The organism is Streptomyces sp. NPDC052042 (assembly GCF_044548345.1).
Lineage (GTDB): Bacteria > Actinomycetota > Actinomycetes > Streptomycetales > Streptomycetaceae > Streptomyces.
The window spans coordinates 343,853-362,789 of sequence record NZ_JBIUBU010000003.1; the positions used below are offsets into that span (position 1 = coordinate 343,853).

At 71.9% G+C, this 18,937-nt stretch carries 20 protein-coding genes; 16 read left to right on the forward strand and 4 right to left on the reverse strand.

The window, feature by feature from the left end; translation table 11 throughout:
- Positions 1-77: 77 nt before the first annotated feature.
- The 3 genes from ACIHCL_RS08890 (at position 78) to ACIHCL_RS08900 (ending at position 3,161) form a co-directional block, all read left to right on the forward strand.
- Positions 78-830 carry a lysophospholipid acyltransferase family protein gene (locus tag ACIHCL_RS08890; RefSeq protein ID WP_399858666.1) on the forward strand — a complete coding sequence of 251 codons (753 nt, stop codon included), beginning with the start codon at positions 78-80 and terminating at the stop codon, positions 828-830.
- Positions 827-1,837, forward strand: a complete 1,011-nt coding sequence (locus ACIHCL_RS08895) for an NAD(P)H-dependent glycerol-3-phosphate dehydrogenase (protein ID WP_399858668.1) — start codon at positions 827-829, stop codon at positions 1,835-1,837. The genes ACIHCL_RS08890 and ACIHCL_RS08895 overlap by 4 nt, the downstream gene beginning before the upstream one ends.
- A 166-nt stretch (positions 1,838-2,003) precedes the next feature.
- Complete coding sequence (locus ACIHCL_RS08900; protein ID WP_399858671.1) at positions 2,004-3,161, forward strand: D-alanine--D-alanine ligase family protein; 1,158 nt, start codon at positions 2,004-2,006, stop codon at positions 3,159-3,161.
- A 172-nt stretch (positions 3,162-3,333) separates the two neighbouring features.
- Here ACIHCL_RS08900 and ACIHCL_RS08905 read toward each other — a convergent pair whose 3' ends face one another.
- The gene (locus tag ACIHCL_RS08905; protein ID WP_399858674.1) at positions 3,334-3,822 is read right to left on the reverse strand and encodes a DUF3515 domain-containing protein; all 489 of its coding nucleotides are present in this window, start codon (positions 3,820-3,822) and stop codon (positions 3,334-3,336) included.
- A gap of 20 nt (positions 3,823-3,842) precedes the next feature.
- The gene (locus tag ACIHCL_RS08910) at positions 3,843-4,076 is read right to left on the reverse strand and encodes an Lrp/AsnC family transcriptional regulator (RefSeq protein ID WP_399858677.1); all 234 of its coding nucleotides are present in this window, start codon (positions 4,074-4,076) and stop codon (positions 3,843-3,845) included.
- Between the two features lie 325 nt (positions 4,077-4,401).
- Here ACIHCL_RS08910 and ACIHCL_RS08915 point away from each other — a divergent pair, with 325 nt between their 5' ends.
- Positions 4,402-5,373, forward strand: coding sequence for a thiamine-phosphate kinase (locus ACIHCL_RS08915; RefSeq protein ID WP_399858680.1), 972 nt, complete (start codon positions 4,402-4,404; stop codon positions 5,371-5,373).
- Between the two features lie 34 nt (positions 5,374-5,407).
- Positions 5,408-6,226, forward strand: a complete 819-nt coding sequence (gene thiD / locus ACIHCL_RS08920) for a bifunctional hydroxymethylpyrimidine kinase/phosphomethylpyrimidine kinase (protein WP_399858683.1) — start codon at positions 5,408-5,410, stop codon at positions 6,224-6,226.
- A 213-nt stretch (positions 6,227-6,439) separates the two neighbouring features.
- Here thiD and rpmB read toward each other — a convergent pair whose 3' ends face one another.
- Entirely contained in the window at positions 6,440-6,625 is a 186-nt protein-coding gene (gene rpmB, locus ACIHCL_RS08925) for a 50S ribosomal protein L28 (protein ID WP_030928661.1), read from the reverse strand.
- Positions 6,626-6,881: 256 nt separating this feature from the next.
- On the opposite strand from rpmB, the gene ACIHCL_RS08930 reads away from it, so the two are divergent.
- From ACIHCL_RS08930 to mutM, 9 genes are all read left to right on the forward strand, one after another.
- The gene (locus tag ACIHCL_RS08930; protein WP_399858686.1) at positions 6,882-8,507 is read left to right on the forward strand and encodes a DAK2 domain-containing protein; all 1,626 of its coding nucleotides are present in this window, start codon (positions 6,882-6,884) and stop codon (positions 8,505-8,507) included.
- Between the two features lie 503 nt (positions 8,508-9,010).
- Positions 9,011-11,275: an ATP-dependent DNA helicase RecG gene (recG, locus tag ACIHCL_RS08935; protein ID WP_399858689.1), complete on the forward strand. Its 2,265-nt coding sequence runs from the start codon at positions 9,011-9,013 to the stop codon at positions 11,273-11,275.
- A 196-nt stretch (positions 11,276-11,471) separates the two neighbouring features.
- Positions 11,472-12,056: a 16S rRNA (guanine(966)-N(2))-methyltransferase RsmD gene (gene rsmD / locus ACIHCL_RS08940; protein ID WP_399858692.1), complete on the forward strand. Its 585-nt coding sequence runs from the start codon at positions 11,472-11,474 to the stop codon at positions 12,054-12,056.
- Positions 12,057-12,082: 26 nt separating this feature from the next.
- Complete coding sequence (coaD, locus tag ACIHCL_RS08945; RefSeq protein ID WP_399858977.1) at positions 12,083-12,562, forward strand: pantetheine-phosphate adenylyltransferase; 480 nt, start codon at positions 12,083-12,085, stop codon at positions 12,560-12,562.
- A gap of 98 nt (positions 12,563-12,660) precedes the next feature.
- Complete coding sequence (locus tag ACIHCL_RS08950; RefSeq protein ID WP_399858694.1) at positions 12,661-13,746, forward strand: cell division initiation protein; 1,086 nt, start codon at positions 12,661-12,663, stop codon at positions 13,744-13,746.
- Positions 13,747-13,932: 186 nt separating this feature from the next.
- The gene (locus ACIHCL_RS08955; protein WP_399858979.1) at positions 13,933-14,604 is read left to right on the forward strand and encodes a YceD family protein; all 672 of its coding nucleotides are present in this window, start codon (positions 13,933-13,935) and stop codon (positions 14,602-14,604) included.
- A gap of 2 nt (positions 14,605-14,606) precedes the next feature.
- Positions 14,607-14,780, forward strand: coding sequence for a 50S ribosomal protein L32 (gene rpmF, locus ACIHCL_RS08960; RefSeq protein WP_003965982.1), 174 nt, complete (start codon positions 14,607-14,609; stop codon positions 14,778-14,780).
- 19 nt (positions 14,781-14,799) lie between these two features.
- The gene (gene rnc, locus ACIHCL_RS08965) at positions 14,800-15,624 is read left to right on the forward strand and encodes a ribonuclease III (protein ID WP_399858697.1); all 825 of its coding nucleotides are present in this window, start codon (positions 14,800-14,802) and stop codon (positions 15,622-15,624) included.
- An 85-nt stretch (positions 15,625-15,709) separates the two neighbouring features.
- Complete coding sequence (gene mutM / locus ACIHCL_RS08970; protein ID WP_399858700.1) at positions 15,710-16,570, forward strand: bifunctional DNA-formamidopyrimidine glycosylase/DNA-(apurinic or apyrimidinic site) lyase; 861 nt, start codon at positions 15,710-15,712, stop codon at positions 16,568-16,570.
- Between the two features lie 133 nt (positions 16,571-16,703).
- Here mutM and ACIHCL_RS08975 read toward each other — a convergent pair whose 3' ends face one another.
- Complete coding sequence (locus ACIHCL_RS08975; RefSeq protein WP_399858702.1) at positions 16,704-17,642, reverse strand: CAP domain-containing protein; 939 nt, start codon at positions 17,640-17,642, stop codon at positions 16,704-16,706.
- Positions 17,643-17,809: 167 nt separating this feature from the next.
- On the opposite strand from ACIHCL_RS08975, the gene ACIHCL_RS08980 reads away from it, so the two are divergent.
- Together ACIHCL_RS08980 and ACIHCL_RS08985 are read left to right on the forward strand one after the other, a co-directional pair.
- Positions 17,810-18,091, forward strand: a complete 282-nt coding sequence (locus ACIHCL_RS08980) for an acylphosphatase (RefSeq protein ID WP_399858705.1) — start codon at positions 17,810-17,812, stop codon at positions 18,089-18,091.
- A 440-nt stretch (positions 18,092-18,531) separates the two neighbouring features.
- Complete coding sequence (locus tag ACIHCL_RS08985) at positions 18,532-18,744, forward strand: hypothetical protein (RefSeq protein WP_073784849.1); 213 nt, start codon at positions 18,532-18,534, stop codon at positions 18,742-18,744.
- Positions 18,745-18,937 lie beyond the last annotated feature (193 nt).

The window sequence follows — 18,937 nt, forward strand, 5'->3', positions numbered from 1 at the left end:
GACAGAGCAGGGGCCTGGGGCGAGACTTGACCGCCAGTAGCCAGGCAGAGTTCAGGTCCTTAGAGGAAGGTGTCCGAGTGTCCCGCCGCAGAATCGGCTTCTGGTACCGCCTGGCGGCGGTCATCGTGAAACCGCCGCTGGTGGTTCTGTTCAAGCGTGACTGGCGGGGAATGGAGCATATTCCGGCCGACGGCGGATTCATCACCGCGGTCAATCACAACTCGTATCTGGACCCGCTCTCCTATGCCCATTTCCAGTACAACACCGGACGTGTGCCGCGTCTTCTCGCGAAGGCCGGCCTCTTCAGGACCCCGTTCGTCGGGATGATGCTGCGCGGCACCGGGCAGATCCCCGTGTACCGCGAGACGGCCAACGCCCTGGACGCCTTCCGCGCCGCCGTCGACGCCATCGAGCGCGGTGAGTGCGTAGCCTTCTACCCGGAGGGCACCCTCACCCGGGACCCCGACATGTGGCCGATGGCCGGCAAGACCGGCGCGGCCCGCGTGGCACTGCTCACCAAGGTCCCGGTCATCCCGGTCGCGCAGTGGGGCGCCAATCTGGCGATGCCGCCGTACGCCAAGGAGAAAAAGGTCCGGCTCTTCCCCCGCAAGACGCTCCGGGTGCAGGCCGGCCCGCCCGTCGACCTCTCCCGGTTCTACGACAAGCAGCCGACGCCCGAGGTCCTGCGCGAGGCCACCGAGGTCATCATGGCCGCGGTGACCGAGCAGCTGGAGATCGTGCGGGGCGAGAAGGCCCCCGCGCAGCCGTACGACCACCGCTCCGCCCGCTCGGAACAGCGCCGCAAGGCCGAAGGGAAGGGACCCAAGTGACGCACCCCGCAAAGGCGGCCGTCTTCGGAACCGGCTCATGGGGTACGGCCTTCGGCATGGTGCTCGCCGACGCCGGCTGCGAGGTCACGCTCTGGGCCCGCCGCCCCGAGGTCGCCGAGGCCGTCAACACGACCCGTACCAACCCGGACTACCTGCCCGGGATCGAACTGCCCGCGTCGGTCCGGGCCACCACCGACGCCGTCGAGGCGCTGGACGGCGCCGACTTCGCGGTGCTCGTCGTGCCCTCGCAGACCCTGCGCGCCAACCTCGCGGACTGGACGCCGCATCTCGGTTCCGACACCGTCCTCGTCTCGCTGATGAAGGGCGTCGAACTCGGCACCGCGAAGCGGATGAGCGAGGTGATCGAGGACGTGACCAAGGTCTCCGCGGACCGCATCGCCGTCGTCACCGGCCCCAACCTCGCCAAGGAGGTCGCCGAGCGACGTCCGACCACGGCGGTCGTCGCCTGCCGGGACGAGTCCGTGGCCCGCCGCCTCCAGGCCGCCTGCCACACCTCGTACTTCCGCCCGTACACCAACACCGACGTGGTCGGCTGCGAACTCGGCGGCGCGGTCAAGAACGTCATCGGCCTCGCAGTCGGCATCGCGGACGGCATGGGGCTCGGCGACAACGCCAAAGGCTCGCTGATCACCCGGGGCCTGGCCGAGACGACCCGGCTCGGCCTCGCCATGGGCGCCGACCCGCTGACCTTCTCAGGCCTCGCGGGCCTGGGCGACCTGGTGGCGACCTGCTCCTCGCCGCTCTCGCGCAACCACACCTTCGGCACCAACCTTGGCCGCGGAATGACCCTCCAGGAGACGATCGCGGTCACCAAGCAGACCGCCGAGGGCGTCAAGTCCTGTGAATCGGTGCTCGATCTGGCGCGCAGGTACGACGTCGACATGCCGATCACCGAGACGGTCGTCGGCATCGTCCACGGAGGCAAGCCGCCGATGGTCGCGCTGCGCGAGCTGATGTCGCGCAGCGCGAAGCCCGAGCGGCGCTGACGGTCCGGCCGCCGCCGGACCCGCGCGGTGCGGACGGCCGCGGGAGAGGCGGTGCCGAACGGCGCACTCCGGGGCGCGCAGTGCGGTGAACGGCACCCTCCGGCACAGCTCCGGCGGCCCCGGCCGCGCTGACGCCCCGGGTACCAGCAGGTACGCTCAACGCGATATGAGCAGCGAGAACCTCCCCCAGAGCCCGGAGCGGCAGCTCCGCAAGCCGCGCGTGGCCGTCGTGTTCGGCGGCCGCAGCTCCGAACACGGCATCTCGGTCGTCACGGCCGGCGCCGTCCTGAACGCCATCGACCGGACCAAGTACGACGTCCTGCCGATCGGTATCACGTCGGACGGCCGTTGGGCGCTCACCGCCGACGAGCCCGAGCGCATGGCCATCACCGACCGCAGCCTGCCGGACGTGGCCGCGCTGGCCGAGTCCGCCGAGGGCGGCGTGGTGCTCTCCGTCGACCCCGGCAGCCGGGAAGTGGTGTACAACGAGCCCGGCTCGGTGCCCAAGGCGCTCGGCGAGGTCGACGTCGTCTTCCCCGTGCTGCACGGCCCGTACGGCGAGGACGGCACCCTCCAGGGCCTTCTGGAGCTCTCTGGTGTGCCGTACGTCGGCGCGGGGGTGCTCGCCTCGGCGGTCGGCCAGGACAAGGAGTACATGAAGCGGGTGTTCACCTCGTTCGGGCTGCGGGTCGGCCCGTACCTCGTGGTGCGCCCCCGCGAGTGGGACGCGGACCCCTCCGCCGTCCGCAAGCGCGTCGTGGACTTCGCCGGGGACCACGGCTGGCCGCTCTTCGTGAAGCCCGCGCGGGCCGGCTCGTCCATCGGCATCACCAAGGTCGACGACCTCTCCGGACTCGATGAGGCCATCGAGGAGGCCCGCCGCCACGACCCGAAGATCCTGGTCGAGGCGGCGCTGCGGGGGCGCGAGATCGAGTGCGGGGTGCTGGAGTTCGAGGACGGGCCGCGCGCCAGCGTGCCCGCCGAGATCCTGCCGGTCACCTCGCACGACTTCTACGACTTCGAGGCCAAGTACATCGACTCGGCCCCCGGGATCGTGCCCGCCCCGCTCACCGACGAGCAGACCGCCGAGGTCCAGCGCCTGGCGATCGAGGCGTTCGAGGCGGTGTCCTGCGAGGGCCTGGTCCGCGCCGACTTCTTCCTCACCGAGGACGGCGACTTCGTGATCAACGAGATCAACACCCTGCCGGGCTTCACCCCGATCTCCATGTACCCGCGGATGTGGCAGGAGAGCGGCCTGAGTTACCAGGACCTGGTGGACCGGCTGATCCAGGCCGCGCTGAACCGGTCGACCGGCCTGCGCTGAGGCCGTGCCGCCCGTGCCGCCCGCGCTGGCCGGGTGCGCCACGGACGGGGGGCACACACCCGCGCGGAACATGACGCAGGCAGCGCCTGCCCCGTACCGCGCGTCCGGGCACGCAGCTACCGGCGTACGCCCCACGACGGCGCCCGGCTCACCCGGTGCGCGCCGACGGGATTCACAGGCTGGGGGGCACCGTCTTCCGCACGGCCGGGGCGAACGCGGCCAACGGGCTGGCGTCATGGGCGTACGCCGTGGACAGGCGCACCTCGACGTACGCCTTGCGGTAGGTGGTCGTGAACAGCGGACCGCCGTCGTCCGGCTGCTCCAGCATCCACGCGACGCCGTCCGCCTCGACGGCCTTGGACGAGGGGTCTTCCATCTTCGCGGGCCGGGGGACGCCGCAGCGCAGTACGATCGCTCCGTCCCCCCACGCGGCGGTCAGTTCGGACTTCGTCCCGGTGTCACCGCGGTCGAGCCCGGCAACGGTCGACGGCAGCTCCTTGTGCAGCGCGCGGCAGTACGCCGCGGCTTCCGCGGACGGCGTGGGATCCGCGATCGACGGTGCCGCGCCCGTCGAGGAGCACCCCGCCGCGGCCAGGAGCAGCGCGGCGACGGACGGACCGAGAAACACGGGATGGGCGAACCGGCGGCATGAGGATGTCACCAACCCAGCGTAGACGGGGACTACAGATGGACGACCGGGCAGGTCAGGGTTCTGGTGATGCCTTCCACCTGCTGGACCTTCGCGACCACCATGCGGCCGAGTTCGTCCACCGTGTCGGCCTGGGCACGCACGATCACGTCGTAGGGGCCGGTCACGTCCTCCGCCTGGATCACTCCAGGGAAACCGGAGATGGTCGCGGCGACGGTCGATGCCTTGCCCACCTCGGTCTGGATGAGGATGTACGCCTGTACCACGGAACCTCCAGGGCGGCCACGAGGATCGTGTGGGGAAAAGGGACGCCACGGTATCGCGTCGCCGCGGGCCGCGGGGAGACCCAAGGACCGGTTGCCGCCCACAGCGTGGCGCGGGCACGGCTCAAGTTGACGTATCTCTTGACAGTACCGGCAGTGCGGACCGCCCGCGACCGCGGTCGCGGGCGGTGCGGAAGGGGGGCGGGGCGTGCCGACGAGAACGGGTGCAGACTGCTCCCTGCGGCGACGACCGGTCCACCAACCGGACCCCGGGCCGCCGAGGCGGCCCGGACGACCGTCCGGCGCGACAGATGAGAGGTGAGACTCGGTGAAGGGAACCGTGGGCGAGTTGGGGGAGTTCGGGCTCATCAGGGAGCTGACCTCCCGGCTCACCACCACTCCGGCGGTACGGCTCGGCCCCGGCGACGACGCCGCGGTCGTCGCCGCTCCCGACCGCAGGGTGGTGGCCAGCACGGACGTCCTGCTGGAGGGGCGGCACTTCCGCCGCGACTGGTCGACGGCCTATGACGTCGGCCGCAAGGCCGCCGCCCAGAACCTCGCCGACATCGCCGCCATGGGCGCCGTGCCCACCGCCCTGCTGCTCGGCCTGGTCGTCCCCGCCGAACTCCCGGTCACCTGGGCCGCGGAGTTGATGGACGGCCTCCGCGACGAGTGCCAGGTCGCGGGAGCGGCCGTGGTGGGCGGCGACGTGGTGGGCGGCGACACGATCACGGTCTCGATCACCGCGCTCGGCGATCTGCGCAACCACGAACCGGTCACCCGGTCCGGGGCCCGGCCCGGCGACGTCGTCGCCGTGACCGGCTGGCTCGGCTGGTCCGCCGCCGGTTACGCCGTGCTCTCGCGCGGCTTCCGCTCGCCCCGCGCCTTCGTCGAGGCCCACCGGCGCCCCGAACCGCCGTACCACGCGGGACCCGCGGCCGCCGGGCTCGGCGCCACCGCGATGACCGACGTGAGCGACGGGCTGGTCGCCGATCTCGGGCACATCGCCGAGGCCAGCAGGGTGCGGATAGACGTGCGCTCCGGCCTCATCGACATCCCCTCCCAGATGTGCGACATCGGTCAGGCCGTCGGCGTGGACCCGCTCCAGTGGGTGCTGACCGGGGGAGAGGACCACGCGATCGTCGCCACGTTCCCGTCGGACGTGAAGCTGCCCGCCCGCTGGAAGGTGATCGGGGAGGTCCTCAACTCCGCAGCGCTGCCCCAGGTGACGGTCGACGGGGCGCCCTGGACCAGGAAGGGCGGCTGGGACCACTTCGGCGGCATGGAGAGCGCCCCGTAGCCGGGGCACGGAGGGCGCCCAGTAGATTCGATACATGCCCGTACCTCCCGCCGCGCCCGCCGCCGTACCCGCCCGCGTGCTCACCGTCGCCGGATCCGACTCCGGCGGCGGCGCGGGCATCCAGGCCGACCTGAAGACGATGATGGCGTTCGGCGTGCACGGAATGAGCGTGCTCACCGCCGTCACCGCCCAGAACTCCCTGGGGGTGCGGGGCGCCTGGGAGCTGCCGGCCGACGCCGTGCGCGCCCAGTACCGCGCCGTGGTGGACGACATCGGGGTGCAGGCGGTGAAGACCGGCATGCTGTCCTCGGCCGCTCTCGTGGAGACCGTGGCCGAACTCCTCGCCGGTACGGACGCCCCCGCCGTCGTCGACCCGGTCGGGGTCTCCAAGCACGGTGACGCGCTGCTGGCCGCCGAAGCGCTCGACTCCGTACGGACGCGACTGCTGCCGGTCGCCGAGGTCGCCACCCCCAACCTGGACGAGGTGGCGCAGCTCACCGGGTTGACCGTCACGGACGAGCCCGGGATGCGACGGGCCGCCGAGGCGGTCCTGGCTTTCGGACCGCGCTGGGTCGTCATCAAGGGCGGGCACCTGCCGGGGGACCCCGTCGACCTGCTGACGGACGGTGACCAGGAGCACTGGCTGCGCGCACCGAGACACGACAACCGCCACACCCACGGCACCGGCTGCACCCTCGCCTCGGCCATCGCCTGCGGACTGGCGCGGGGACTCGACGTCCCCGCGGCGGTACGTGGTGCGAAGGAGTACGTCACCGGGGCGATCGCGGCGGGCTTCCCCCTGGGTTCCGGGGTCGGTCCGGTCGACCACGCCTGGCGGACACGCGGCTGCTGAGAACCCTGGGACGCACGGCGCGGGCGCGCGGAACGGGTCGTCGTCCTGGGCGGGGTCGAAGTCGTCCTAGCCCCGCACGCGTGCGCGCGGGCATGGGCTTCCGGCCCCGGCCCTCCGCGCTTCCGGCCCCGGCCCTCCGCGCACAACGAAAAGCCGGTCCATCGAGATGGACCGGCTTTCGGGCAACCGGAAGGCTGCGCTACGACGGGAACGTCAGCGCGCGACCTTGCCGGCCTTGATGCACGAAGTGCAGACGTTGAGCCGCTTCGGCGTCCGACCGACCACGGCACGCACGCGCTGGATGTTGGGGTTCCAGCGACGGGACGTACGGCGGTGCGAGTGCGAAATGTTGTTGCCGAAGCCCGGCCCCTTGCCGCAGACGTCGCAGTTGGCAGCCACGGGTCACTCCAAAGACTTCAGGTGCACTTACAGTGAATTCCGGCTCGCCGGAATCATGTGACTGAAGTGGCGGTACCGGAGGAATGGCCCGACTCGCATCGGGCAACCGAAGCAGCATACAACGACCGCTTCGGCAGAACGAAACTACCATGGCTTCCGCCGCCCCCTTCCCGCTCGGTCCCCGCCCGATCCGCCGCGTGGGGACTACTCTGCGGTGCAGCCGGCCACCACCGGCCGACTTCGAGGAGGATCACAGGTGCCGCAGCCCGTCGACGACATGGACGCCGTCGCGGTGCGTACCTGGTGCTCGCTGGCCCTGGAGGCGCTGGGCCGGGAACGCGCGGCGATCGACGCCATCAACGTGTACCCGGTCGCCGACGGCGACACCGGCACCAATCTCTATCTGACCGTGGAGTCCGCGGCCGGGGCCGTCGAAGCCGTCTTCGCCGCCCACGAGACCGGCGCGACCACGCCCGCGACCGCCGACGCGGTACGGGCCATGGCACACGGGGCACTGATCGGCGCCCGCGGGAACTCCGGCACGATCCTGGCCCAGCTGCTGCGCGGGATGGCCGGCGTGCTGGCCGAGGGGCACGACGCGCACCACCTGCGCCGGGCGCTGTCCGCCGCCGCGACCGCCGCCCGGCAGGCCGTCGCGCACCCCGTCGAGGGCACCGTGCTCACGGTGGCCGACCGGTCCGCCGAGGCCGCCGCGCGCACTCCGGGCGACGCCGGGACCGCGGCGGTGGCGCGGGCGGCGTACGAGGGAGCGCGGACGGCGCTGGAGGCAACCCCCGGACAACTCGCGGTGCTGGGCCGGGCCGGGGTCGTGGACGCCGGGGGGCGGGGCCTGGTGACGGTGCTCGGGGCGCTCGTCGAGGCCGTCTCCGGACGGGCCCCCGAACCCGCGTACGCGGCCGGGCCGGTGGCCCCGCTGCCCGCGGCCCCGGTGCCGGGGGACTGCCCGGCGGGCGGACCGGCCTTCGAGGTCATCTACCTGCTGGAGGCCGACGACGACGCCGTGGACCGGCTGCGCGCCCGGCTCGACGGACTCGGCGACTCGCTGGTGGTGGTCGGCGGCGACGGGCTGTGGAACGTCCATGTGCACGTCGACGACGCGGGCGCGGCCGTGGAGGCGGGCGTCGAGGCGGGACGCCCGCACCGCATCCGGATCACCCACTTCGGCACGGACCGGGTGCCGCCGCCCCGCGCCGAACCCGTGCAGCGCGCCGTCGTCGCGGTGGTCCCTGGTGACGGGCTGCGCGGCCTGTGCGAGGAGGCGGGGGCGACGACGGTCCTGGCGCGCCCGGGAGAGCCGCCCGCCAGCGGCGAACTCGTCGAGGCGATCCGCCGGGCGAACGCCCGCGAGGTCGTTCTGCTGCCCAACGACGCCGAGTTGCGGCACACCGCCGCTGCCGCCGCCGAGCAGGCTCGCGCGGAGGGGATCAGGGTCGCACTGATCCCGACCCGGGCCGCCGTCCAGGGCGTCGCCGCCCTCGCCGTCCACGAACCCGGCCGCAGCTTCGACGAGGACGTGGTGGCGATGACCGCGGCGGCCGGCGCCACCCGCTACGCCGAACTCGCCGTCGCCGAGCGGCAGTCGTGGACCATGGCGGGCGTCTGCCAGGCGGGCGACGTACTGGGCCTGATCGACGGCGATGTCGCGGTCATCGGCCAGGGCGTACCGGAGACCGCCCGCGGCGTGCTCGACCGCATGCTGGCGGCGGGCGGCGAACTGGTCACCCTGGTCCTGGGCGAGGACGTCCCGGACGGCCTGGCCGACGCGCTGGAGGAGCACGTGCGCGAGGGCCATCTGGCGGTCGACACGGTGGTGTACCGGGGCGGCCACCAGAGCGCGCCGCTGCTGATGGGGGTGGAGTAGCCCGCTCACCGCCGACCGGCGCGCCTGTCGGCGCGGCTCCGTGACAGCCGCGCGATCACCGCACGTGCCCGTGCGGTCACGCCGCACGCCCCGCGCCCATGGCTCATCGGCGTGCGCGGGACGGCGGAGGGGCACGGGCACGCCCCAACCCGCATACGCGGACGGGGAGTCGGGGACGGGCCGCGGACCGGTCCGCGCGGACGGCGAGGAGGTGCTCACGCGCGAGAGACCGCTGCGGCCCGAGGGCCCGGCCCGCACCGTGCGGACGTACCCGCCGGCCGTTGCGGTGCCCGTCCTCTGGGGTGCTCGTCCTCACCGTCCCGGTCCAGGCGCTTCCGTGGACTTCGCGGCCGGGCGCCGACGCGTTCGTCCGGGTGCGGGCGGCCGAGGCGCCCGCACCGGCCCCGTCGCGGGGAGCGGGGTGGCGCTTCCGGGCTCCCGACGGGCGGAATCTGCCGCTCCGAGTGGCGCGCGTCCGGCATCTGTCAGCGGTGTGGTGTGCAATGGAACGCGTGTCTGCGTTCGATGAACCCCTCAGGAAGCTGCTCGGCGGAGCCACCGCGAAGGTGATGGCCGAACACCTCGACCTGCACACGGTCGGTGATCTGCTGCACCACTACCCGCGGCGGTACGAGGAGCGCGGCCGGCTCACGGCGCTGACCGACCTCCCGCTGGACGAGCACGTGACCGTGGTCGCCCAGGTCGCGGACGCCCGCGTGCTGACGTTCAACGGCGGCCGCGGCAGGCGGCTCGAAGTGACCCTGACCGACGGGCACGGCCGCCTCCAGCTGGTCTTCTTCGGTCACGGGGTCCACAAACCGCACAAGGAGCTGCTGCCGGGCCGGCGGGCGATGTTCGCGGGCAAGGTGTCCGTCTTCAACCGGAAGCTTCAGCTGGCCCACCCCACGTACCAACTGCTCGACGTCGAGGACACCGACGAGGCCGCGGAGGCGGTGGACGCCTTCGCGGGGCGGCTACTGCCCATCTACCCCGCCTGCAAGCAGATCGACTCGTGGCGGATCGCGAAGGCCGTCGACACGGTGCTGCCCAGCGCCCAGGAGGCCGTCGACCCGCTGCCGCCCGCCCTGCGGGAAGGCCGGGGGTTCGCCTCGCTCCCGGAGGCGCTGCTGAAGATCCACCGTCCGCAGACCAAGGCCGACATCGCCCTCGCCAGGGACCGGCTGAAGTGGGACGAGGCGTTCGTCCTCCAGGTCGCGCTGGCCCGCCGCCGGTACACGGACTCCCAGTTGCCGGCCGTGGCCCGGAGACCCCGCCCCGGCGGACTGCTCGACGCCTTCGACGCCAAGCTGCCCTTCACCCTCACCGAGGGCCAGCGCAAGGTCTCCGGCGAGATCTTCGGCGACCTGGCGACCGAGCACCCCATGCACCGGCTGTTGCAGGGGGAGGTGGGTTCGGGCAAGACCATGGTCGCGCTGCGCGCGATGCTCGGGGTCGTCGACGCGGGCGGACAGGCCGCCATGCTGGCCCCCACCGAGGTGCTCGCCCAACAGCACCACCGGTCCATCACGGAGATGATGGGGGAGCTGGCCGAGGGCGGCATGCTGGGCGGGGCCGAGCAGGCCACGAAGGTGGTGCTGCTCACCGGTTCCATGGGTGCCGCGGCCCGCCGCCACGCCCTGCTCGACCTGGTCACCGGCGAGGCCGGGATCGTGATCGGCACCCATGCCCTGATCGAGGACAAGGTGAAGTTCCACGACCTGGGCCTGGTCGTGGTCGACGAACAGCACCGCTTCGGGGTGGAGCAGCGCGACGCCCTGCGTTCCAAGGGCAAGCAGCCGCCGCACCTGCTGGTCATGACGGCCACCCCCATTCCCCGCACGGTCGCCATGACCGTCTTCGGCGACCTGGAGACCTCCGTGCTGGACCAGTTGCCGGCCGGGCGTTCGCCGATCGCCAGCCACGTCGTGCCCGCCAGGGACAAGCCGCACTTCCTCTCCCGCGCCTGGGAGCGGGTCCGCGAGGAGGTGGGGAGCGGACACCAGGCGTACGTGGTCTGCCCCCGCATCGGGGACGACGCCGACGACGAGGCGGCGGACGGGAAGCCGAAGCCGAAGAAGAAGACGGCCGGGGACGGGAAGCAGGCGGCCGGGGGCGCGGACGACGCCGGGAGCGCCGGGGAGGACGGCGAGAAGCGCCCGCCGCTCGCCGTCCTGGACATCGCGGAACAGCTCGCCCGGGGCCCATTGGACGGTCTGCGCGTCGAGATCCTGCACGGCAGGATGAACCCCGACGACAAGGACGGGGTGATGCGCCGCTTCGCCGAGGGCAAGGTGGACGTCCTCGTCGCCACCACCGTCATCGAGGTCGGCGTCAACGTCCCCAACGCGACCGCCATGGTGATCATGGACGCGGACCGCTTCGGGGTCTCGCAGCTGCACCAGTTGCGCGGCCGGGTCGGCCGAGGTTCCGCCGCCGGACTCTGCCTGCTGGTCACCGAGGCCCATGAGGCCAGTCCCGCCCGCGCCCGGCTCTCCGCCGTCGCGTCCACCCTCGACGGCTTCGAGCTGTCCCGGATCGACCTCGAACAGCGGCGTGAGGGCGATGTCCTCGGTCAGGCCCAGTCCGGGGTGCGCTCCTCCCTGCGGGTGCTCGCCGTCATCGACGACGAGGAGGTCATCGCCGCCGCCCGGGAGGAGGCGACGACGATCGTCTCCGCCGATCCCGAACTGGAACACCTGCCCGAGCTGCGGACCGCGCTCGACGCCCTGCTCGACAAGGAGCGCGAGCAGTACCTGGACAAGGGGTAGCGCTCCACCGGGCAGACATGGCCGGTCACGGCACCGGACGAAGGACAAAGGGATGGCGGCGGAGGGAGAGGAGGGGCGGGGAGCGTGTGCGCACCGGCCCGATCCGCCGCGACGCCGTGTCACGGACGCCATATCGTGGAGCGCACGGCACCGCGGCACCCTGCGGGCCGCCCACGAACCGAGGATTCAGACACCCATGACCCGCGTGATCGCCGGTGCGGCCGGCGGACGCCTTCTGGCCGTCCCGCCCGGCACCGGCACCCGCCCCACCTCCGACCGTGCGCGCGAGGGCCTCTTCTCCACCTGGGAATCCCTCCTGGGCGGTTTCGACGGAGCCAGGGTCGCGGACCTGTACGCGGGGTCCGGCGCCGTCGGCCTGGAAGCGCTCTCCCGGGGCGCGGCCCACGCCCTGCTCGTCGAGGCCGATCCCAGGGCCGTCCGCGTGGTCCGGGACAACGTCCGCGCGCTCGGTCTGCCCGGCGCCGAGGTCCGCACCGGCAGGGCCGAGCAGATCGCCACCGGCCCCGCACCCGGGAAGCCGTACGACATCGTGTTCCTCGATCCCCCCTATGCCGTGACCGACGGCGACCTCGGCGAGATACTGATCACACTCCGTGCTCAGGGGTGGCTCGCGGCGGACGCACTCGTCACCGTGGAACGCAGCACCCGAGGCGGGGAATTCGGCTGGCCCGCGGGATTCGAGCCACTGCGGTCCCGTCGCTACGGCGAGGGCACCCTCTGGTACGGTCGCGCCGCCTCTACGTGCGAAGACGCACGATGACCGCACCGGAGAGCGAGGGAACCATGTTGCGCCGCGCCGTCTGTCCGGGGTCGTTCGACCCCATCACCAATGGACATCTCGACATCATCGGCCGCGCCTCGAAGCTGTACGACGTCGTACACGTCGCGGTGATGATCAACAAGTCCAAGCAGGGGCTGTTCGCGGTCGAGGAGCGGATCGACCTGATCCGCCAGGTCACCGCGGAGTTCGACAACGTCCAGGTGGAGGCGTTCCACGGCCTCCTGGTCGACTTCTGCAAGCAGCGCGACATCCCGGCGATCGTGAAGGGCCTGCGAGCGGTCAGCGACTTCGACTACGAGCTCCAGATGGCCCAGATGAACAACGGCCTCTCCGGCGTCGAAACGCTCTTCGTGCCGACCAATCCCACCTACAGCTTCCTGTCGTCCTCCCTGGTCAAGGAGGTCGCGGCCTGGGGCGGCGACGTCTCCCACCTGCTCCCCCCGGCGGTGCACGACGTGCTCGTCGCACGGCTGCGGGCACGCTGACGGGCTGACGACCCGTCACCAGGTGTCGGGTGGGCGCCGACTGGCCGTACAGTCGTCCCATCCTTCTCCAATCGGCTGTAGAGAGTGGCGAGCACACGGTGGACGTGCAGAAGAGGCTCGACGAGATCGTCGAGGTGGTGGGCAGTGCCCGGTCCATGCCCATGTCGGCTTCGTGCGTGGTCAACCGCGCCGAACTGCTCGCGATGCTCGCAGAGGTGCGTGAGGCCCTGCCCGGCTCGCTCGCCCAGGCCCGGGAGCTCATCGGCGGCCAGGAGCAGATGGTCGAGCAGGCCCGTCAGGAGGCCGGGCGGATCATCGAGGCCGCACACGCCGAACGCGGCACGCTGGTCTCCGGGACCGAGGTCGCCCGGCGGTCCCAGGCCGAGGCCGACCGCATCCTCGAAGAGGCACGGCGGGAGGCCGCCGAGGTGCGCGTCGAGGCCGACGAGTACGTCGACAGCAAGCTCGCCAACTTCGAGGTCGTCCTCACCAAGACCATCGGATCCGTCGACCGGGGCCGCGAGAAGCTCCTCGGCCGCGGCCAGGCGTACGACGAGCGGGGCTACGAGGACCCGGACTTCGCCGAGGCCCCCGAGCGCAGCACCGACCCGGACACCCTCCGGCGCCGGGCGGACGAGTACGTGGACACCAAGCTCGGCGCCTTCGAGGCGGTGCTGGCCAAGACCCTGGAGGCGGTCGGGCGCGGCAGGCAGAAGCTGCACGGCCGGGTCGCCACCGACGAGCTCGGCGCGCACATGGCGGCCCAGGACGCCGCGGGCAACTCCGCGCACGTGAGCGACGAGGAGCACTGGGCGGGCCTCGCCGAGCTGGCCACCCCGGATCCGCGGACCGGCTCGCAGCAGACCCCCTCGCACTTCCCGGCCCAGGCCCAGCCGGCCTACGCGGAGACGTACGGGTACCAGGACCAGCCGCAGCAGGACTCCTACGGTTACCCGCAGCAGCCGGACCCGTACGCCGCCTACCAGCAGCACCCGCAGCAGCAGGACTACGGCCAGGGCGGGGCGCAGCACCCGGGCCAGGGCTACGACGGCTGGCAGCAGCACCAGTCCGCGCAGCCGCAGCCCCAGCAGGCGCAGGGCGGGAACGCCCTCGACGAGACCAGCCTCTTCGACACCGGCATGATCGACCTGGACACGCTCCGCCGCTACGAGCAGGAGCGGTGACCGGGCAGGAGCGGTGACCGGTCCATGACGGGCCGCCGATGGACCGGGCCCGGGGCGCGGGGCGGACCGGATTGGGAGCTGGGCGGCGTGTCCAGTATCCTGGCTCCTCGGTCGCGCTATGTCCGCGATCCCGGCTGCTCGTTTCGGTTCCGGGACCGGTCGGCCCTCCTACGATGCGTGACACTCATGATCTCGAAGACAGGAAAAGCCCTGAACGGCCAGCTCGACCACCGCAACCCCCTCGTGTTCGACACGCACGAGCTGGGTCGGCGGCCCGGTGCGCTCCAGCGGCTGACCCGTACGGTGGACGCACCCGGTTCACCGGCTCTCGGTATCGACGGAGTCATCGGCGTGCCGGAAGGCACGCCCGTGGAGCTTGAGCTCCGCCTGGAGTCGGTCATGGAAGGGGTGCTCGTCACAGGCACCGCCCGTGCATCGGCCGAGGGGGAGTGCGTAAGGTGTCTGGAGCCGCTGCGCCAAGAGGTCGTGGCGGATTTCCAGGAGATGTTCTCGTATCCGGACGCCGACGACCGGGGCCGCGCGATCAAGCCGGAGCCGGGCGACGACGCCGAGGACGACGGGGACAGGCTCTTCGTCGAGGACGGCCTGTTCGACCTCGAACCAGTGCTGTGTGACGCGGTGGTGCTCGCACTGCCGATGCAGCCGGTGTGCCGGGAGTCCTGTGCCGGTCTGTGTTCCGAATGCGGAGTCAGGCTGGACGAGGACCCCGGTCACCACCACGATGCCGTCGACATTCGCTGGGCGGCACTGCAAGGACTCGCCGACACCGTTCAGGACGGCGAGAAGGACAACATGGGCGGCGCCGAAGCGGGCGTCGACGAGAAGCAGGAGAAGTAGCCGTGGCTGTTCCGAAGCGGAAGATGTCGCGCAGCAACACGCGCCACCGCCGGTCGCAGTGGAAGGCTGCGGTCCCCACCCTGGTTTCGTGCGAGCGTTGCCAGGAGCCGAAGTTGCAGCACATCGCGTGCCCCAGCTGCGGCACGTACAACAAGCGCCAGGTCCTCGAGGTCTGAGCGGCTGGTGAGAGGCTCGATGTCTGAGTTGTCGAACGGCAAGAAGCAGACAGACAACGTCAACACGGCCTCGTCCCACACGCTTCTGGAAGGGCGGCTCGGGTATCACCTTGAGTCCGCCCTTCTGGTGCGTGCGCTGACCCATCGTTCGTACGCGTACGAGAACGGCGGTCTGCCCACCAACGAGCGGCTCGAATTCCTCGGGGACTCGGTGCTCGGCCTGGTGGTGACGGACACGCTGTACCGCACCCACCCCGATCTGCCCGAGGGGCAGCTCGCCAAGTTGCGGGCCGCGGTGGTCAACTCGCGTGCACTTGCGGAAGTGGGCCGTGGCCTCGATCTCGGCTCCTTCATCCGGCTCGGCCGCGGTGAAGAGGGCACGGGCGGCCGGGACAAGGCGTCCATCCTCGCCGACACCCTGGAAGCGGTGATCGGCGCGGTCTATCTCGACCAGGGCCTCGACGCGGCCTCGGAGCTGGTCCACCGGCTCTTCGACCCGCTGATCGACAGGTCCTCGAACCTCGGCGCCGGCCTGGACTGGAAGACCAGCCTCCAGGAACTCACCGCGAGCGAGAACCTCGGTGTCCCCGAGTACCTCGTCACGGAGACCGGACCGGACCACGAGAAGACCTTCACCGCTGCCGCCCGAGTCGGAGGCGTCTCGTACGGCACCGGCATTGGCCGTAGCAAGAAGGAAGCGGAGCAGCAGGCCGCGGAGTCCGCCTGGCGCGAGATCAGCGCAGCCGTGGAAGCGCGGGAGACGACGGCCGGTTCCGCCGCCGAGGGAGGGGCCGCCGACACCCCTGCCGACCCGCCGTCGTCCGCGGGCGCCGCCCCCGCCTGACGACCCGGAAACCCCTCGGCGCCCCGCGCATCGAGGGGTTTTCCTCTGTCCGGATACCCTGGAAAAGTCCCTGAGGAGCCATACCGTGCCCGAGCTGCCCGAGGTCGAGGTCGTACGACGGGGACTGGAGCGCTGGGTCTCCGGCCGCACGGTCACGGATGTCGAGGTGCTGCACCCGCGTGCGGTCCGCCGCCATCTTGCGGGCGGCGCGGACTTCGCGGCCCGGCTCGGCGGTGTCCGCTTCGGAACGGCCATGCGCCGCGGGAAGTACCTCTGGGTGCCGCTGAACGACGCGTCCAGCTCTCTGCTGGGCCACCTCGGAATGAGCGGCCAGCTTCTCGTGCAGCCGCACGACGCCCCCGACGAGAAGCACCTGCGCGTACGGATCCGTTTCGACGACGCCCTCGGCACCGAGCTGCGTTTCGTCGACCAGCGGACCTTCGGTGGACTCTCGGTCCACGAGAACACCACGGACGGGCTGCCCGACACCATCGCCCACATCGCCCGCGACCCCCTGGACCCCTCCTTCGACGACGCGGCGTTCCACGCGGCCCTGCGCCTGCGCCGCACGACGATCAAGCGCGCCCTGCTCGACCAGTCGCTGATCAGCGGGGTCGGCAACATCTACGCCGACGAGGCGCTCTGGCGCACCAGGCTGCACTACGACCGACCGACCGCGACCCTGACCCGGCCGAAGTCGGCCGAGCTCCTCGGCCATGTGCGCGAGGTGATGAACGCGGCGCTCGACCAGGGCGGCACCAGCTTCGACAGCCTCTACGTCGACGTGAACGGCGAGTCCGGCTACTTCGACCGCTCGCTGGACGCGTACGGGCGGGAGGGCGAGCCCTGCGGCCGCTGCGGCAGCCCGATACGCCGCCGGGCGTGGATGAACCGCTCCAGCTACTTCTGCCCGGACTGCCAGCGACCCCCGCGCACCGCTCCCTGATCCCGGTACCGCGCCGGGCCCGCGCGTTGCCGTCACCATCGGCGGCGTCCGCACGGCGGCCACGCCGCGGGTGCTCGCCGCGAGACGGCGCTCTCCGGGCGAGCGGCCTCACCAGCTGCCGCTGCCGCTGCGCTCAGAAGCCGAACTCCTGGGTCCACCAGGGGCCGCCGGGGCCGTGGTGGACCCCGACGCCGAGCGTCGTGTAGTCGCAGTTGAGGATGTTCGCCCGGTGGCCCGCGCTCTGCATCCAGGAGTCCATCACGGCCCGGGCATCGGCCTGGCCGCGCGCTATGTTCTCGGCCGCCAGCCCCCGCACCCCGGCGGCCGACGCGCGGTCCCAGGGGGACCGGCCATCGGGGTCGGTGTGGTCGAAGAAGCCGCGGGCGGCCATGTCCTCGCTGAAGTCCTGGGCCAGCGAGGCCAGCGGGGCGCTGGCGGTGACCGGGGCGCAACCCGCCTTCGCGCGTTCCTGGTTGACCAGGGCGAGGACGGCCGTCCGGGCCGGTGCGGCGGTGGGGGAGGCGGTCGCGGACCTGCGGGTGGACGGGCCGGTCGAGGCGGGGGGCCGTGCCACGGCCGACGACCTCCCGGACGCGCTCGGGACGGCCTCCGGGCCGGTGTCCGCCGAGCCGGGGGAACGGGCCGGCCCGGTAGGACGGGCCGGTGCGGACGCCTCCGGCGCTCGGGACGCGTGCGACGGCGATGCGGTGGGCGACCGGGTCTCCGGGCCGCCGGCGCGCCCGGCGCCCCGGCCGGCGGCGGGGTCGGCGGCGGGGTCGGAGCGGTCGGAGGGGGAGGCGGCGGAACCCTCCGGGCCCGGCAGGTCCGGGGCCCCTTCGGTGCGTACCCGGTCGGCGGGAGCGCCGCCGAGCACCTCGCTGCCGCCGCCGGGCAGCAGCCCCGGAACGACGACCGCCGCGGCTCCCACGGCCAGGGCGGCGGAGGCGCCGATCAGCCCCGTGCGGACGGGCGCACCGCCCCGCTTTCCGTGGCGTGCGCTCCGCCGCCGGTCCGGGGCGCCGGTCGTGCGGTCCTGAACGACGGGAGTCGCGGAGCGTCGGTGGCGTCCCATCTGCCGAGCCCTTCTGGGGTCTGGACGCCACCCTCGGCGTCACCCTGCTTCACCCGTTGGGGTGAGATCGCTTGCGTGGGGACTGTACGCCATGGCCGTTCGTCCACAGGCGCTCCGCGGAGAAACGACCGGTCGGCGGCGGAGGACCGACCGGATAGCGTTCGGGCATGGACGGAGAGGTACGGCTCATCGCATGGGTGCGCGGCCGAGTGCAGAGGGTCGGATTCCGCTGGTTCACCAGGGAGAACGCTCTGGAGATCGGCGGTCTCACCGGGTTCGCCCTCAATCTTGACGACGGGCGGGTGCAGGTGGTGGCCGAGGGCCCGCGTGAGAACTGCGACCAGCTGCTGGAGTGGTTGCGCTCGGACGACACACCCGGGCGCGTGGACGGAGTCACTGAGATATGGGACACGCCGCGCGGCGGATACGAGGGCTTCGATATCCGCTGAGCCGACCCCGGTACGCCCGCCTTTCGAAGGAATTTGTTCGGTTGATGTTCGATAAATGGCGGGCGGTGGCGGGAGGGGTGCTTCTCCGTGTACACATGAAATGACCTGCGGAATGACCAGATAGTTGCCAAGAATCGGTTGGCGTGCCAGGCTGCGGCACTAAGGATGATCTCCACGCCCCCCAGAGGGCCCCGCAGGAGAGTCGCGCCGCATGATCGTCTGGCCGCGCGCCCCCGGGGTTGCCCGGCTCTGCGGGCGTGATCGTGTTGACCGTCAAACTTTTTGGTGAGACGCTGAAATCCCCGCGCACCTGAGCTGTTCGGCAGGGTTGTTTGGCAGCAGAGCAGTGGTGAATGGAAGCACTGCCGAACACCGCGGGTGCGATTCCCTCACGACCCACACCGCATCGGTCGGTCACTCAGTGTGGAGGACCATCCATCATGGCAAAGGCGCTTCTCGGTTACGTCGGCGGTTCCGACCCGCGACTCCTCGCCGAGATGCGACGGCTCCAGCAGCGCGTGCAGGACCTCGAATCCGAACTCGTACGGATTCAGCACGAGAACGACGCGCTCAACGCCGCCGCCCAGCACCAAGAGTCGCTGCTCGACAGCATGGACATCGACGTACCTCGGGCGGAGCCGGCGCTGACCTGACCGAGGCCCCTCGGGGCCGGTCGGGACGTTCCTGTCAGCCGTTCGAGATCACCACCCGGATCGTCGCCGGATCATTGAAGATCATCGCACCTGATCAGCCACGCTTCGTGGCCAGTCCTTGATCAACCATGTGTCGCCGCGCCGGCGAGATCGCATGACACGCGGTAACGCGGCGGATTTCACAAGGGGCGCC